General features: G+C 48.9%; 14 protein-coding genes and 1 pseudogene. 1 reads left to right on the top strand and 14 read right to left on the bottom strand.

Annotated features, from left to right (window positions below; all coding sequences use genetic code 11):
- Positions 1 to 139: 139 nt before the first annotated feature.
- The 4 genes and pseudogenes from ASG81_RS14940 to ASG81_RS14925 form a co-directional block, all read right to left on the bottom strand.
- Entirely contained in the window at positions 140 to 610 is a 471-nt protein-coding gene (locus ASG81_RS14940) for a GNAT family N-acetyltransferase (RefSeq protein WP_235548879.1), read from the bottom strand.
- On the bottom strand, positions 607 to 1,041 hold the full coding sequence (locus ASG81_RS14935) for a DUF4871 domain-containing protein (protein ID WP_056635530.1): 435 nt from the start codon (positions 1,039 to 1,041) through the stop codon (positions 607 to 609). Before ASG81_RS14935 ends, ASG81_RS14940 begins: the two co-directional genes overlap by 4 nt.
- A gap of 15 nt (positions 1,042 to 1,056) precedes the next feature.
- On the bottom strand, positions 1,057 to 1,680 hold the full coding sequence (locus tag ASG81_RS14930) for a protein phosphatase 2C domain-containing protein (RefSeq protein WP_056635527.1): 624 nt from the start codon (positions 1,678 to 1,680) through the stop codon (positions 1,057 to 1,059).
- Positions 1,681 to 1,695: 15 nt separating this feature from the next.
- Positions 1,696 to 2,639 (bottom strand): annotated as a pseudogene (locus ASG81_RS14925) (helix-turn-helix transcriptional regulator).
- A gap of 105 nt (positions 2,640 to 2,744) precedes the next feature.
- Between ASG81_RS14925 and ASG81_RS14920 the strand changes: the two are divergent.
- A complete protein-coding gene (locus ASG81_RS14920) occupies positions 2,745 to 3,929 on the top strand; it encodes an MFS transporter (protein ID WP_056635525.1) in 1,185 nt (394 codons plus the stop codon).
- A 146-nt stretch (positions 3,930 to 4,075) separates the two neighbouring features.
- Here the strand turns inward: ASG81_RS14920 and ASG81_RS30910 are convergent, their stop codons facing one another.
- The 10 genes from ASG81_RS30910 to nfsA all read right to left on the bottom strand — a co-directional run bounded on the left by ASG81_RS30910 (position 4,076) and on the right by nfsA (position 16,090).
- Positions 4,076 to 4,240: a hypothetical protein gene (locus ASG81_RS30910; protein ID WP_235548878.1), complete on the bottom strand. Its 165-nt coding sequence runs from the start codon at positions 4,238 to 4,240 to the stop codon at positions 4,076 to 4,078.
- Positions 4,241 to 4,351: 111 nt separating this feature from the next.
- The gene (locus ASG81_RS14915) at positions 4,352 to 5,284 is read right to left on the bottom strand and encodes an AEC family transporter (RefSeq protein ID WP_056635521.1); all 933 of its coding nucleotides are present in this window, start codon (positions 5,282 to 5,284) and stop codon (positions 4,352 to 4,354) included.
- 375 nt (positions 5,285 to 5,659) lie between these two features.
- Positions 5,660 to 6,604, bottom strand: a complete 945-nt coding sequence (cysK, locus tag ASG81_RS14910; RefSeq protein WP_056635518.1) for a cysteine synthase A — start codon at positions 6,602 to 6,604, stop codon at positions 5,660 to 5,662.
- Positions 6,605 to 6,677: 73 nt separating this feature from the next.
- Positions 6,678 to 8,561: an ABC transporter ATP-binding protein gene (locus ASG81_RS14905; RefSeq protein WP_056635516.1), complete on the bottom strand. Its 1,884-nt coding sequence runs from the start codon at positions 8,559 to 8,561 to the stop codon at positions 6,678 to 6,680.
- Positions 8,536 to 10,299, bottom strand: a complete 1,764-nt coding sequence (locus ASG81_RS14900) for an ABC transporter ATP-binding protein (RefSeq protein WP_056635513.1) — start codon at positions 10,297 to 10,299, stop codon at positions 8,536 to 8,538. The genes ASG81_RS14905 and ASG81_RS14900 overlap by 26 nt, the downstream gene beginning before the upstream one ends.
- Before the next feature lie 30 nt (positions 10,300 to 10,329).
- Positions 10,330 to 12,156, bottom strand: a complete 1,827-nt coding sequence (locus tag ASG81_RS14895; RefSeq protein WP_081417353.1) for an ABC transporter ATP-binding protein — start codon at positions 12,154 to 12,156, stop codon at positions 10,330 to 10,332.
- Positions 12,153 to 12,743, bottom strand: coding sequence for a PadR family transcriptional regulator (locus ASG81_RS14890; RefSeq protein WP_056635509.1), 591 nt, complete (start codon positions 12,741 to 12,743; stop codon positions 12,153 to 12,155). Before ASG81_RS14890 ends, ASG81_RS14895 begins: the two co-directional genes overlap by 4 nt.
- Positions 12,744 to 12,920: 177 nt before the next feature.
- Positions 12,921 to 13,895: an aldo/keto reductase family protein gene (locus ASG81_RS14885; RefSeq protein WP_056635506.1), complete on the bottom strand. Its 975-nt coding sequence runs from the start codon at positions 13,893 to 13,895 to the stop codon at positions 12,921 to 12,923.
- A gap of 36 nt (positions 13,896 to 13,931) precedes the next feature.
- The gene (locus tag ASG81_RS14880) at positions 13,932 to 15,299 is read right to left on the bottom strand and encodes an LLM class flavin-dependent oxidoreductase (protein ID WP_056635503.1); all 1,368 of its coding nucleotides are present in this window, start codon (positions 15,297 to 15,299) and stop codon (positions 13,932 to 13,934) included.
- A 38-nt stretch (positions 15,300 to 15,337) separates the two neighbouring features.
- Positions 15,338 to 16,090: an oxygen-insensitive NADPH nitroreductase gene (nfsA, locus tag ASG81_RS14875; protein WP_056635500.1), complete on the bottom strand. Its 753-nt coding sequence runs from the start codon at positions 16,088 to 16,090 to the stop codon at positions 15,338 to 15,340.
- Between the last annotated feature and the right edge of the window lie 26 nt (positions 16,091 to 16,116).

Here is a 16,116-nt window from a genome sequence, read left to right as displayed (position 1 = left end):
GCTTTCATGAATAACGTTATCATAACCATAGACCAACAAGAATGAGGTTTTTTAAGCGGGAATTGCGGTTTTTAAAGAAGAAGGAATGAACGCTACAGTTTAATTTCTGATAAACTGTTCCATCCAAGTGCAATTTCAACTAAGCTGTCTCACCAATTATGATTTCCTTCTGTCCAATAACCCTCCCCCCTAATGCTTGGTAGAATCCCACTGATGGGTTATCATTAAGAACCCAGAGCATTATTGAGGAATAGTTATTAACTTTTAAGGAGTTAACAATTACATTTAGTAGTAATTTACCAATTCCTAATCCCTGATGATCCTTCATCAAGTATATCGCATATAATTCCCCGTCCTGTTTAAACTCATCGTTACGACTGCGACCACCATTTGCAAATCCAATAATTCCGCCATTAATGTCTTCAGCTACATATATTTTCTCATCATCATTAGGATTATTAAATGTCCATAACCAACTGTTTTTCCGTTTTTCCACCGACAGTTCTGAAAGAACTGAGTCGGAAATAATTCCTTTGTATGTGCTCCTCCAACTGTCAATATGAGCAATAGCAATACCTTCAGCATTGTTCTCCGTTAGCGCAACGCTCATTTCACCTCAACAGTAATGCTCCCGAACAGGTTGGCGTCTAAATAAGCATCCAGTTGCCAAACCCCAGGCTCGGGCAGTTCCATTGAAGATGGTACATGACCATCCGCGCCATTATTAGGACCTCCGATAGGAGTAGGATTATCCAGCGTGAAAGGGTTTATTTTTTCACCAGTATTCGTGTTGACAGCTTCAACTCTAAAATTTGCGCTCAACTCTTCTTTTGTTCCCCAAAAATGCCACATGTGCTTGTTCGGCTTCCCCGCAATGAATTCGGATCCCAAAATCCCGATCTTCCCTTCGATTCCTTGCATTTCAAGTCCCTCGCTTGTGAAAGTCGGACTGATTTCAACGGCGGTATTCGCAGCTTCAGTACAACCACTGAAAATAAACAAAACAGCTATTAATAGACAAGTACGGTAAATATTCAACATCAATAACCCCCAAAATTATTTTCCAAATAATAGTATCGAAGTATCCCTTCTTCCAGAAGAATAACAAGGAACGGTAAGATCAAAAGTGTTTACTCTCCCTATCCATTCATAGAAATTCCGTTGATTTAGCATTGTTTGGCCCCACCGAGCCAACTCAGCGTGAGATAAAAATAACATGCAGTCTCCAACAGAAAACCACCAAAGATAGTTTTCTTTTCGCAAACAAATTAAACAGGATGATTCCCCATTTAATTTCTTACAAGCTGTCAAAAATTGATCTGATGTAAATATATCTATAATCGTCTTCTTAATATCTTGAAATATTTGAGGAACTGGGCTTGACAGAGTTTTATATAGCGACTCGTGTTGTGCTTTTAAAACGTTAATTATTAATTTAGCGCTATCACATGTTGCATGAGCATCAAGTAAGACAGTGAATTCCCAATTTTGTTCAGCACTTGACCAAACAAGGAATCCATCTTCATTCTTATTTGCTCCCGCGTTTGTGTTTCCACCATAGCGTCCTACAACTAAGTGGTCATGCATCTCTATGTTTGGGCAATCTAGGTAAGGTTTTTCAGATCCAATCCAGCTGATCTTAGATATCCTGGATAGATGGGACATATCACCGAAAATCAAGATAATAGCGCCCGATCATTGGTATCGGACCAGCATATCGGAGAGCCTTCTACGGATCGCTTCTTTCAATTCAGCCGGCTCCTCCAAGACGGCCTCATCCCCTAGTCCAATGAAGAACTCCGTGAAAAAAGGGATGTCGTCGCGGGACACGTCCTTATCGATCGCACCGCTTCCGTCTTCGCGCACATGCAGCATTGGAGCAAGCCACAGCTCGGCTTCGCAACGCTGGACGCCGGATCGGCTCAACCCCGCGCGAAGGCGAACAGGCTCCCGCGGTTCTGCAGCATCCCGCCGGCTGAGGCGAATGTCGCCCAGTTCAAGCGGCTCTGTACCGGACGCGTCATACGCCGCCTCACGAATCCGGTCGCACCGGAACACACGGAAACCCTGGCGCAGGAAGCAGTAGGCCGTACAATACCAGAAACCATTGTTCGCATAAATACAGACCGGCTGAATCTGGCGGCTACTCGCCTCCTCCTCCTTCGACTCGTATTCGACGATCAGCACCTTCCGGTGTACAGCCGCGTCAAGAAGAATGGCCAAGCAAGGGGAATCGCCCCTTCTTGTCGGTGTAACGAAGTCGACCCGGTTTTTCATGCCGTCGATTCGATCTCTAACGTCCCCGGGCATATGGAGATAGAATTTGCTCAGCGCCGAGGCGGATTCCGCTTCGAACGGTAGCGAGGAGTAATGGCGCAATGCGTGCACCGCGAAGAACATCGCCACGGCCTCTTCCTCCGTGAAAGCGATGGGAGGCAGTACCCTTTCCCTTACGACCTGATAGCCCCCATGCGGACCTACTTCCGAATAAAGGGGAACTCCGAGCTCGCTCAGCTCCTGCAGATCCCTTAGAATCGTGCGCTTTGAGACCCCGAATTCGTCGGCAAGCTCCTGAACCTTGAACGCCGCTTCCGGTTGACGGTCATCATCAGTTCCATCAGCCTTTTGGACTTGAGCATCCTGAATACCTCCCTTTTTATAAATAAATGAGTGACAGGTTCTGTCACCATTATGCCTTACGATAGAAACAGCAAGCAACACTATACCAATAGGAGTGATCGACCATGCGTAAATATGCCGCATTATTCTTCCTCATTATGTTCATGATTGGAACCGATACTTTCCTTATTTCGCCCTTACTCCCGACACTGCAGACGCAATTTGGTGTCTCGACGGGGATCGCCGGATGGATGCTCGGCTCCTACACGCTCGGATCGGCCGTCTTCGCCCTGATCGCCGGGCCTCTGTCTGACGGATGGAACCGAAGAACCGTTCTGCTTAGCGGCTTGCTCGGATTCTCCATCTCGACGATCCTGTGCGGCTTCGCGGACAGCTTCTGGACGATATGCCTATTTCGCTTCCTTGCCGGTGTCAGCGCGGCGTTCACGGCACCCCAGGTATGGGCATCCATTCCCGCCATTATGCCGGCGTCCAGAGTATCGAAGACGATGGGTATCGCCTTCGCAGGACTAGCTGCTTCGCAGGCATTTGGCGTGCCGATCGGAAGCTGGCTCGCGGTCGCCCATTGGTCCGTTCCGTTCTGGACGATTGGAATCGCTTCGTTGCTGCTCATCGCCGTCGCCTTTTACTCGATGCCCGACATGAAACCTAGTACGCGCGAGCGGACGTCAATCCTTCGCCGGTATCTCCCGCTGATCACGAGCGGCAAAGCAAGGAGCGGCTTCCTTGCCTACCTGCTCCTTCACCTAGGCAGCGGTACCGCATTTGCCTTCGTTGGCAAATGGATGGCCGATCGCTTCGAACTTCCAATTGGTCAGATCGGTACCGTGATGATGTTCCTCGGATTCGGCACTCTGCTGGGAAGCATGATTAGCACATATGCGATCCGAAAGCTGGGCCATGCGAACGCGGTCGTAGTAGGAATGTCGATGCTCATGGTACTATACACAGTTATGCCCCATCTGATGAACCTCCCTATCGTGACGATCGTCTATCTAATCATTTTCGCGACGCTTGGGATTATATTTCCGATTGTCATGGGGATGCTCACTTCGCTAAACGCCTCCGTCCGGGGAACCATTTCCAGCTTGGCCAACTCGACGATGAACGGCGCGAACACGCTCGGCGCATGGATAGCCGGCTTGCTCTATGTCCAACTCGGCGGATATTCGTCGATCGGCATCTTCTCGGCGGTCTGCATTGCGCTCTCGCTCGGGACGTTCCTGTTCGGCGGCGTCCTAGGGAGAAAATCGGCGCGTACTGGCGCGGAATCGGCATCCGCTTCCTAGGCCGAGAAAGGCAAAGAGCAGTCCCTCAGTGGCCATGTGCCGCCGAAGGACTGCTCTTTCGTTGCTCCGCTGAACGGTTGTTAGATCCAGCCGAGTTTGCTAACCAATCCATATAGCTAAGAATACATATATAAGCTAAAAAGGATTTAATTTTTATAAGCCAATTTAACGATTTTATAGCCAAAAATGCATACCAGAATGAGTCCTAATGTATCTAAAATTCCTTGTATTTTAGAACCAATCAAGTCTCCTCCACTTAACGAATTTAAAACATCGCTAACAATAAAAATATGGGGCTTAGGAAGAAGCATTAAAACCACCCCTACAACAAATCCAATAAAAAGATTTAATATTTTTGGCAGAATAATCATCCCTTTCTGAAACAAACGCTTTTGTAACAGGTAGAGTTTTATCCAAATTAATTATATATTTAGCTTTAAAAAGAAAATGACAGCCGTCACTGTTATGATGCTTAAAATGGTAGAAACAAACACCGATTGCGAGGCGAATTCCGACTCGTTATCAAATTCAACCGCAAGCAGCACGCTGCTGAGAGAGGTCGGTACGGCCGAGGAAACGATCAATGCCGCCGCCGTTAATTTATCCAGTCCCATTAGCCATACGATCAGCCATGCCAGCAGCGGTCCGGCAACGAGCCTCAATACAGCCGATAAGCTTACATCAATAAAAAGGGACCGTTTGATTTTCCACTCCATACTGCCCAGCTGAACGCCGAGCGTAATAAGCGCCGTTCCAATGAATGCACTCGATAAATAGTCGATCGGCGTAGCCACTGACTGGGGAATCGTGACATGTAAGTTTCTTAAAAGCAGCGCAACCGGTATGACGTAAATAACGGGCATGGAAAGAATCGTACGCCTGATAGCCCGCATATCGGCTTTGTGCGCATTCACATTGTAAATACCGTACGTATTCGGCACGAGCGATTGCATCATCATAATAATGATCTGTATAGCCAGCGTCTTCTCGTTTCCTGCAAAAGCGAGCTGGTTGAGCGGTATGCCATAGTTTGCGCTATTGTAGAACAGCACACTGTTCCGCATCGCGCTTTTCATGCCCGGACTATACCCTCTTATTCGTATGACAGCTTCTACGATGATATATTGCGCTACCATAAACAATACTAAAAAGAACATGATTTTGCCGATTAACGAAACCGAGATCGCCGTATTGTACAGTAAATCAAACATAATGGCCGGTGAAAACAAATAAAAATTCATTTTGGACAGCGTCTTGATATCCAGCTGAAAAGCTCTTTGAATGATAATGCCAAGAGCTATCATAATAGCCATCGGCAGCACATTCGTCATTAAAATATGGAAGAAAATATTCATTGCTGCATCTGCTTCTTTCTATAATAAATTGTGAATGAGCCCGGAATGCCCCTTCTAAACCGCTTCACTAATTTTAATAGGTTAGTGCTCAATTAAGCAAGAAAACGTTTTGCCGCCATATCAGACCTAAGCATCGTTCACCGCCGGGCGGTGTAATTTGATTCTATGAAACTATTTGCATAAGGTTATCCGAAAACGGCGATTTAGTTTGATTTCACTTAATAATATAGCATTTTGGGAGAGCGGCTTCTAAAAATGACCGATTACGTTTGCAAAATAGAGCTATTCCTCTTGCACAAATCCAAAAAACAAAAAAGGGTTGTCTCAAAAGGTCTAAAAACCTTAAGAGACAGCCCCCTCAGATCGTTCACGCCTCTACAGCTGCTGTTCCTGCTGATACAGCACAGTCGACAAGTAACGCTCGCCGTTACTCGGAATAATAGCGACAACCCGCTTGCCCGCACCCAGCCTCTGAGCCAATTGTATTGCTGCGTAGATGGCTGCTCCGGAAGAAATGCCGCCTAGAATGCCTTCCTCCTTGGCCACTCTTCTTGCCGTTTCGAAAGCATGCTCATTGCTTACCTGAATAATTTCATCATAAATTTTCGTATCCAAAATCGATGGCACAAAGCCTGCTCCGATACCTTGAATCTTGTGCAGCCCCGGAGCCCCTCCAGACAGAACGGGCGATGAAGCCGGCTCAACGGCTGTAATTTGAATATCCGGGAAGCGATCGCGCAATACTTCGCCGGCGCCCGTAATCGTGCCGCCGGTACCGACGCCCGCGACGAAGCCGTCCAGCTTGCCGTCCAGTGATTCAATCGCTCTTATAATTTCCGGGCCGGTCGTTTCCCGGTGGATTTTCACGTTGGCCGGGTTATCGAATTGCAGCGCCGGAAAATAATCAGGATGCTTCGCTTGCAGCTCCTGCGCTACCCGAATCGCCCCCTTCATGCCTCCTGCTCCCGGCGTAAGTACGATTTCTGCGCCATAAGCCCTCAGCAGATTGCGGCGCTCCAAGCTCATCGTCTCCGGCATAACCAAAATCGCTTTATAGCCTCTGGCCGCCGCAACCAAGGCAATGCCGATGCCCGTATTGCCGCTTGTCGCTTCGATAATCGTATCGCCCGGCTTCAGCTTCCCTTCGCGCTCTGCCTCTTCGATAATTCTGATCGCAATTCTATCCTTTACGCTGCTGCCCGGATTAAAAAACTCCAGCTTCAAGTAAATTTCCGCGCTGCCGTCCGGTACCGTCTTGTTTAATCGCACCAAGGGCGTGCTTCCTATCAAATCGGTAATATTGTTAACTGCTAGACTCATCTTATCTACCTCCTATTATTGATGAAATGCCCTGCGGCATGTGCCGAAATCGGTATAGCGTAAATGCAGTCGGTTACACCGCGATATTGCCTTGCGAATGCTCATACAGCTCTTTATAATGCCCGTCATGCTCAAGCAGCTGCTGATGATTGCCCTGCTCCACGATTTCGCCGTGGCTCATCACAATAATTCGGTCCGCTTGCATAATGGTAGACAAACGATGCGCAATGACGATCGTCGTTCTGTCCTGCGAGACGACATGAAGAGCATTCTGAATCAATTGCTCCGTATGGGAATCCAAATTGGCGCTCGCTTCATCCAAAATAAGCACCTTGGGCTTAAAGACGATAATTCTTGCAAAAGAGATCAACTGACGCTCGCCTGCGGATAGGCCGCTGCCGCGCTCTGACAGCAGCGTATCATAGCCGTTTCTCAGCTTCTTAATAACCATATCCGCCCCGACAAACTCGCAGGCGCGAATGACTTCCTCGCGGGAAATCGAGCTGTCGAACATTCTTACGTTTTCGATTATGCTTCCGGAATAAAGATATGGCTCCTGCTGCACCAGCCCGACTAACCGGTGGAGGGTCGCTTGCGGAATATCTCTCACATCCGTCTCATCGATCCGAATGCTTCCTTCCTTCACATCATAGAACCGGCACAGCAGGCTGATTAATGAGCTTTTGCCCGCCCCGGTCGTTCCTACGACGCCAATAAGCTCGCCGGAGTTAATATGCAAATCCAAATCGCGAATGATCGGTATCCCTTCCTCGTAAGAAAAGGAAATGCGGTCAAAGTCGATGCGGCCCTTCACCTGATCCAAGCTAAAGCCGGGCAGCGAAGCCTGGCGTTCATCCGCTTCATCATCCGTTTCCGGTTTTTGCAGATCCACCGGCTCCAGCTCGCGATCCGTAACATCCGGCTTATTCGCGAACACGCTCCAAATTCTTGTAATGGCGACTGTTGCGGACTGCAGCGTATTCCACTGCTGCGTAATCGTATTAATCGGTTGAAAAAACTGGCGGATATACGTAATGAACGCATACAGGACGCCGAATTCAAGATGCTGGCCGAGCACGGCGTTCCCGCCGGTCCAGGTAACGAACGCAATCGATAAATTGCTCAATATGTCAAAGGTGCGGCCAAAGACAACATTCGTCCGAATTTCCCGGATATTAGCTTTAAAATACAAGCCGTTGCGCTCGTTGAACTGCTTCTCCTGCTCCTTCTGCTGATGGAACACCTGAACCAGGTTCATCCCCGACAGATTCTCCGCGACAAAAGCGACCAGACGGGACAGTCTCGTTCTGGCAAGCTGATAGGTCGTTCTCATAAAGGAGCGGAAGGCGATCGCGATCACCCAAATAATCGGCAGCAAAATAAGACAATAAAGCGCCAGTCTCGTATCGAGCTGAAACATCATGACGACGATAAAAATTAGCGTAAGCCCATCCCTGAACAGACTAAGCAGCACCTGATTAAAAAACTGGTTCAGCGCCTCTGTGTCGCTTGAGACATGAGTGATGAGACTGCCGCTCGACATGCGGTCGAAATAGCGCATGGACTGCTTCAAAATATGGCCAAACAGCTGCTTCCGAATGCGCGACACGATGCTTTGCCCGATATTTTGGAGCAAATTGTTTTGCAAATACGTGAATAACAGGCTGGATAAAGATAATCCCAAATAAATAGCGCAAATCGTAAGCAGCCCGTTGTAATCGTTTTTGCCGGACAGCAAATTGTCATCGATCGCGATCTTCATTAAAAAAGGCTGCAGCAAATCCGAAAGGATAGCGATTAGCGTACAGCAGAATACAAGGGTAAACGCCCAAAGATGCGGTCTCGCATAGCTGGAAAGCGTGCGAAAGGCCGATACATATTCCGGCTTCTGTTCCGGCAGGTTAGGATCAGCCTTCTGATCCGCCTGCCAATTATGAATGGCTTGTGCCGGTCGCATGTTGACTCCCCTCCTCCTGTATGGCATGAAGTGTCGCATAGAGTCCTTGCTGCTCGAGCAGCTCCGTATGCGTGCCCCGCTGCACAATCACGCCGTCATCGAGCACAATGATTTCATCGGCGTGCTTGATCGCACTAATGCGGTGCGCAATAATGATAGTCGTTTTATTTTGTCTTTCGGTTTGGATCGCTTCAATAATATCCTTCTCCGTGACGGCGTCCACTGCGCTGACGCTATCGTCGAGAATCATAACCGGAGCATCCTTCATCATTCCGCGGGCTAAGCTGGTACGCTGACGCTGGCCGCCGGATAAGGTCAAGCCGCGCTCGCCCAGCCGCGTTTCAAACTTATTCGGCAAATCGACGATATTATTGTAAATTTGAGCAGACTTTGCGGCAGCCTCTACGGATTCGAGATCCCGCCCGCGATCGGAGAAAGCGATATTTTCTCTGATCGTCGTGCTGAACAGAAAGCCGTCCTGCGGGACATAGGCAATCTGGTTCCGCAGGCTTTCCAGCGTCATCTCCCTCACATCCGTCTTTCCATACCAAACCGTTCCAGGCGGCGGATCGTACATGCGGAGCAGCAGCTTCATAAGCGTCGTCTTTCCGCTGCCGGTACGGCCGATTATGCCAAGCGTCGATCCCGGCTTAACGCTCAGGTTGATATCTTTAAGCACAGCGATGTCAGCTTGATCGTACGCGAACGACAAATTCCGGATCGTGATGCCCGCATCAAGCAGGTTTACAGCTTTAGCATCTTCCGGTTCAACAATTTCCGAACGCTGAGCTAACAAACCGTTCAAACGCTCCAAAGAAGCTCGCGAGCGTTGAATCGAGTTAATGACATTGCCGATTTGTTGGAGCGGATTCATCAGCATGCGAATGTAGAGCGTTAAAGCGACGAAATTGCCAAGCGTAATCTGCTTCGTAATCGTCAAATAGCCACCAAAGGCAAGCGCGATGATCAAAGCGATCGCACCTAGAAACGGAATCAACGCCTGAAAAAAGGATGAAACGCGTACCAGCCGCAATTGATTGAGCCGGATTTGGTCCACTGTTTTGCCAAAACGCTCGTTCATAATGTTTTCAACCGCAAATTTCTTCGTTACCCGAATGCCGCCAAACTGCTCCTCCGCTGTTTCCGTCATCGTGCCGAGCGCTTCCTGCACCTCAAGCGACCTCTTTCTAATAATCGGCCCCAAATATACAACGATTACAGGGATTAGCAGGAGCGGAAATACGGAAGCCAAAATCAAATAATAAGGAATGTGGCTGACAAGCATCATCGTAACTGCCGCTACAAGCAGCATCGATGCGTTCGCGGTCGAATTGACTCCCATGGAGATCGACTCCCGAACCGCAGTCACGTCATTCATAAAATAACTGAGCAGCTTGCCGACGCCGTTTTTTGAATAGAACCTTTCGCCCATTTGTGTAAAATGCTTGAAAAGCCCTCTTCGAACGAGAAATTCAAACCTTCGTCCCACGTACATAATCAAATACATCGCTAAGCCGTTAAACAGCACATGACCAACGCCTATTAACAGCAGCATTAAGCTGTAATCGACAATCAGCTTGCCCGTTAAGCCGCCGATTTGCAGCTTATCCGTAAACTGACCCAATACCTTCGGATAAAAAACGTTAATCAAATTAGAAATCAAATGGAAAAAGATCGATAACAGGTATACATACCACGTTTTCCGAAAAAAATCTTTCAATATTCTTTTTGATTTCAAAAAACGACCACTTCCTAGTAAAAGAATGTTTTACGATACATCCGTTTGCGGAAATTGCAATTCATACAGCTGACTGTAGCGCCCTTGACGGTTTAGAAGCTCATCATGCGTTCCGTTTTCTACGATCTGGCCATGCTCCAGCACATAAATCTGATTCGCCTGCTGAATCGTCGATAAGCGATGGGCAATAACAAGGCAGGTACGGCCCTGCAGCAATTGCGCCAAAGCATCTTGAATGTATTGCTCCGACTCGGTGTCAAGTGAAGCCGTTGCCTCATCAAGGATTATGACCCGGGGGTTTTTCAAAATCGCCCTTGCAATGGAAAGCCGCTGCTTCTGTCCGCCGGACAGCTTCACGCCGCGCTCGCCGATTTGCGTTTCATAACCCTGCGGGAATGAATCGATAAAGCCGTCGGCATTCGCCGCATGAGCTGCAGCGATGACCTCCTCGTCCGTCGCCTGATGGTTGCCGTAACGGATGTTCTCCCCTATCGTTCCGTTGAACAAAACGATATCCTGCGATACGATTCCGATTTGCTCCCTGAGCGAGGCCAACGTAATATCCTTCAACGAATAGCCGTCTATCGTTATTTCTCCCCCCTGAGGATCATAAAATCTAGCAATAAGATGAGCAATCGTCGTTTTACCTGAGCCCGATGATCCGACAAGCGCGGTCACCTTGCCCGCCTCCAGCTCTAAGTGAAAAGCGTTCAAAACGGCCGAATCGCCGGAATAAGAAAAATCAATATGATTAAAAACGATATGCCCGCGTACCGGCGGCAGCTTAACTGCTCCCTTCTTCTCGACGATTTCTGCCTTCGTGTTCAAAACCTCCATAATTCGTTCGTAGGCAGCAGCCGATTGCTGAATCGTATTCATAATCCGGCTAAAATGACGGACCGGATTTTGCAACAGCCGCAGGTAAGCGATAAAAGCAACGATTGTGCCAACCGTCATTTGATCCTTCATCGCCAGCCAAGCGCCGAATACAAGCACGATAGCGAGGCCGAGAAAATTCAGAAAATCAATAATAGGCTCATAAGCGGCCCGCAAGCGGGTCACCTGAATATTCGCATCCATATTCCGCCGGGTACGCTCCGAGAATCGGTCCGACTCATAGGACTCGGCGGTAAACGCTTTGATAAGCCGAATGCCGGTCAGTGTGTTTTGCAAATGGTCGCTGACATCGGCTACGGACTCCTGCACGGTCCGAAACGAGGAGCGCATTCTTTTGCCGAATATTTTGGTCGTCAAAATCATAAACGGGAAGGTTGCGAGCAGAAGCAGCGTTAGCTTCCAATCAATCCAAAGCATATAAACCGCAATAGCCGTAAAGGTGAAGAAATCGGTAAATAATTGCATCATGCTGGAGGAGATCATTTGCTGAAGAATGCTTACATCGTTCGTGACCCGGGACATCAGATCGCCGGTGCGATTGCGGTCAAAGAAAGAAACGTCCAAACTTTGCATATGCCGGTATAAATCATTGCGAAGATTATAAAGCACTTTCTGGCCAACAGAGGCCATGAGGGAAGTACTGGTATAGCGCAGGGCGCCTAGCGCTAATGCCGCGCCTAATACTCCGCTGCCAATAAGAAGCAGCTTGCTAAAAAGTTTATCCGGAATAATGTGGTCTATCGTATAACGGGTTAATTGCGGAACGATGAACTCCAGCAGCGAAATCGCTATAACGCAAGCTACAGCAGCGATCAGCGAGGGCAATTGCATACGGGCATGGGTATATATTTGCGCGAACATGCCGTATATGCTGGCGGGCTTCGCCTTCTCTCCGGTTCCAAACCGCCTCATGCCGCCGCCCTGCCTAAACATAGGGGTGGAATTGTAATGGTCGTTCATGTTTGTTCACCCTCTTTGCTGCCGCTTTCCGCATCCGCCGCGATTTGGCGAAGCGAGAGACGCAGACTACCGAGGATGGCCCGCAATTGCGCAGCCTTGCTCCCGTCGCTCACGACGGCCCGTTCTGCCGCCTTCAGCAAATGCAGCAGCTCTTTGCCGGCCGGAGTTAACCGACGGTTCGGCTTGTTCCGGTCACATGGGGCGCCATCCTCCTCTGCCCAGCCTTGCTCCCGGCGGTCGGGCCCGTTAACGGCAGCTTCCTTCTCTTCAAGCAAATAAGCCCGACCGTTATCCGTAATTTCAAATATTTTCTTGCCGTCCTGCTTGGAGGACTCCACCAGTCCCTGATCCCGCAGCATTTGCAGGGTAGGATATATCGAGCCGGCACTCGGCTTGTAAGTGCCTCCCGATTGATCCTCAAGCGCCTTCATCATTTGATAGCCATGCATGCTCTCCTGCTCTAGCAGCTCCAGCAAAGCATATTTCACCCCGCCGCGGCTAAAATACCGTCTGCCTGAACCGTAAACTTCCCTTTCATTGGCATGATGCAAAAACAATCGTTCCTCTGGCTGCCATTCATCCGTCATTTCTGTTCTCTCCTCCGTTAACGATATATCGTATTACTTTAAATACTATACGATATATCGTTAATTGGCAATACTTGTTACGAAATCCACATCGTTCGCAGCCGGATTTTTTTCCATGAAAAAACCCAGTAAATAATCGTACTTTACTGGATTTTGTGTGATCATGGCCAAATGAATTTAGAAGCTTCCTCTGGAAGTAACAGGATCATTATCGATAACAGCCGAGATACGCTCTAGCGTATGTTCGTCAAGCTCGATGCCCGACGCCTTCACGTTTTCTTCAATCTGCTCCGGACGGCTCGCGCCGACCAAAGCGCTGGATACGTTAGGCTGACGCAAAATCCAAGCGAGAGCCAGCTGGCCGACCGTAATATCAAGCTCGGAGGCGATCCCATTCAACTGCTCAACCTTCGCCAGCTTCTCCTCTGTAATTTTATTTTTAAAGTTTTCATGCTTCGCCGCGCGGGATTCGTCAGGCACCTGATGATTCGCTCCGTATTTGCCTGTGAGCAGTCCTTGCGCAAGAGGCGAAAACACAACTTGACCGAAGCCTTTTTTGATGCCTAGCGGTATAATCTCCTTCTCGATATAGCGCTCAAACAAATTATAGATCGGCTGGTTAACGACGATACGGTCTAACAAATACTTGTCGGCAATCGCAAAGGCTTCGGTAATTTGCGCCGCAGTCCATTCGCTGACCCCTACATAATGAACCTTGCCCTGCCTGACCAAGTCCTCGAAGGCGCGGAGCGTTTCTTCCAGCGGCGTCTCCGTATCGAAGCGGTGGCTGTAGAAAATATCCACATACTCGGCTCCAAGGCGCTTCAGGCTTGCGTTCGCCGATTCGATAACATGCTTGCGGGAGAGGCCGCGGTCATTCGGTCCGTCGCCGATTTTGCCGTAAACCTTCGTTGCGAGCACGTAAGATTCACGGGGATAAGCGCGAAGCGTTTCTCCAACTACCTTCTCCGCCTCTCCCTTCGCGTATACGTTTGCCGTGTCAAAGAAATTAATGCCTAATTCATATGCCTTCTGAATCGACTTCACCGCGTTTTCCCGTTCCACATAACCGCCGTAGGTCAGCCAGCTTCCAAGACTGATTTCGCTGACCTTAAGGCCGCTTGCACCCAAATTCCGATATTTAACTGACATTTTAATAGCCTCCTCTAATATGACTAATAATTTTGGTTAACCGTTTTGCGATTTTAGCTGTCCGGCATCCTTACCTAAAGCCCAAATCGCTTTATGTTTATTTTCCGGCTTAGCCAGCCCCAAATTTTCCCGGAGCGTCCTGCCTTCATATGCCGTACGGAAGAGTCCGCGGTTTTGCAGCTCGGGAATAACCTTATCCACGAAGGTTTCAAAGCCGCTGTAATAAATATGAGGCAAAATGTTAAAGCCGTCAGCGCCGTTATTTCTAATCCAGCTTTCGATGAAATCCGCTGTCTGGATAACGGAGCCGGTAAACGATACATGTCCGTGAGCAGCAGCGCTGCGGGCAAGGAACTGACGAATCGTCATTTTGTTGCGTTTAGCAGCATCGACCACGACCTCCTGACGGCTTGTAATGCCGGTCGTAATCGTTCCATAAGGCTTTGCTTTGTCAATCGGAACTAGACTATCGAGCGGATACTCCGACAGGTCGACCGTAAAATAGTTGGACAAACGCTTCAGCGCTTGCTTCGGATTCAACAACGAATTAAACTCGTCCTCGATATCCCGCGCTTCCGCTTCCGTATCGGCTGCGATGGGGCTGAGCCCGGGCATAATGAGCAACTGATGCGGCGATCGTCCATACTTTTGCAATCTCGCCTTTACATCCGCATAAAACGCTTGCGCGGCGCCTAACGTTTGCTGCGCCGTAAAAATCACCTCCGCCGTTTTGGCTGCCAGCTCCTTGCCGCTTTCCGAGGAGCCCGCTTGAACCAGTACGGGATAGCCCTGCGGCGGACGCGGAATGTTGAGCGGACCCTTCACGGAGTGGTACTTGCCCTTAAAGTTAATTTCATGCACCTTGCTCGTATCTAACGTGACCTCCGTTTCTCTGTCATAGATAAGCGCATCCTCTTCCCAGCTGTCCCACAACTGCTTCGTTACTTCGACGAATTCGTCGCCAATTTCATAACGCTTCGTCACTTCGGGATGCTCGGGCTTATTGAAGTTTTCGGCATCGGTTTGCGAATGGCCCGTTACGATATTCCATGCTGCTCTGCCCTTGCTGATATGATCCAGCGAGGCAAACTTCCTTGCCACATGAAAAGGATCATTGTACGTTGTGCTGACTGTTGCAATCAGACCGACATGCTTCGTTAGCGCAGCCAGGCCGGAGAGCAGCGTAAACGGCTCAAGCCTCCTGCCGAGACCGGAATAGTTGTCCGCTGTAAACAAGGAATCGAACAGCCCTCTTTCCGCAATTTTTGCTATGTTTGCGTAATAATCCAAATCCAAATCTTCCTTTGGGCTTGAATCCGGATGCTTCCAAGCTGCTGAATGATGCCCTGCGCCCCGTAAAAATACGTTAAAATGTGCTTTCTTGTCCCGTTTTGCATCACTCATTTGTCAACCCTCATTTTCATTCAGATCATAAAAAAAGGTTATTTCAATCGAAAGCCTTGACCAACGAGGAAATCATGGAGATGGCCGCGAAGCCGATTCGCCTTAAACCTTCTCAGCATTTCGCGCGACCATTTCGTTTCCTGCTCTCCGCCTTTGCCGCCGCCCTTGCGGGTCGCGTAGTATACGCGCGTGATATCGTCATAAGCTTTTATTTCGCTCTCCAGCCCTTCCTCTTTATACACCTCTTTGTGATAGACAGCCGCAACCGGTAATCGGGGACGAATATCGGGCTCTTGATCCGGAACGCCTACGCACATGCCGAATACCGGATATACGAGCGGCGGCAGCTCCAGCAAATCGGTAACTCCTTGCGGATTGTTCCGGATTCCTCCGATATAAACCATCCCGTAGCCAAGCGACTCCGCGGCAATTGCCGCGTTTTGCGCAGCCAAAGTGGCATCGATCGTACCGAGAAGAAACAGCTCAACATTTTGGTGAAGCTCCACATCCTCATGCAAATTCGCCGCAATGCTGATTTTTTTCAAATCCGCGCACCATACGAGAAAGACGGGACTTTGGGCGATATGCTGCTGATTTCCCGCAAGTTCTGCGAATTTCCGCTTCCGTTCCGGGTCTTTAACAGCCACTACGCTGTAAGCTTGAATGTTCGAGGAGGTTGAGGCTGCTTGGGCAGCATATAATATTTGCTCCAAATGGGAATCGGGAATCGGCTCCGGCTTATATTTACGAATCGAGCGGTGCTTTTTTAATAAATCGATTACTTCGTTCATCGGTTCTCCTCCTTTTCTTTACCGGG

Source organism: Paenibacillus sp. Soil522, assembly GCF_001428245.1.
In the GTDB taxonomy this organism is placed as follows: domain Bacteria; phylum Bacillota; class Bacilli; order Paenibacillales; family Paenibacillaceae; genus Pristimantibacillus.
This window is presented reverse-complemented; position numbering and strand designations above follow the sequence as displayed.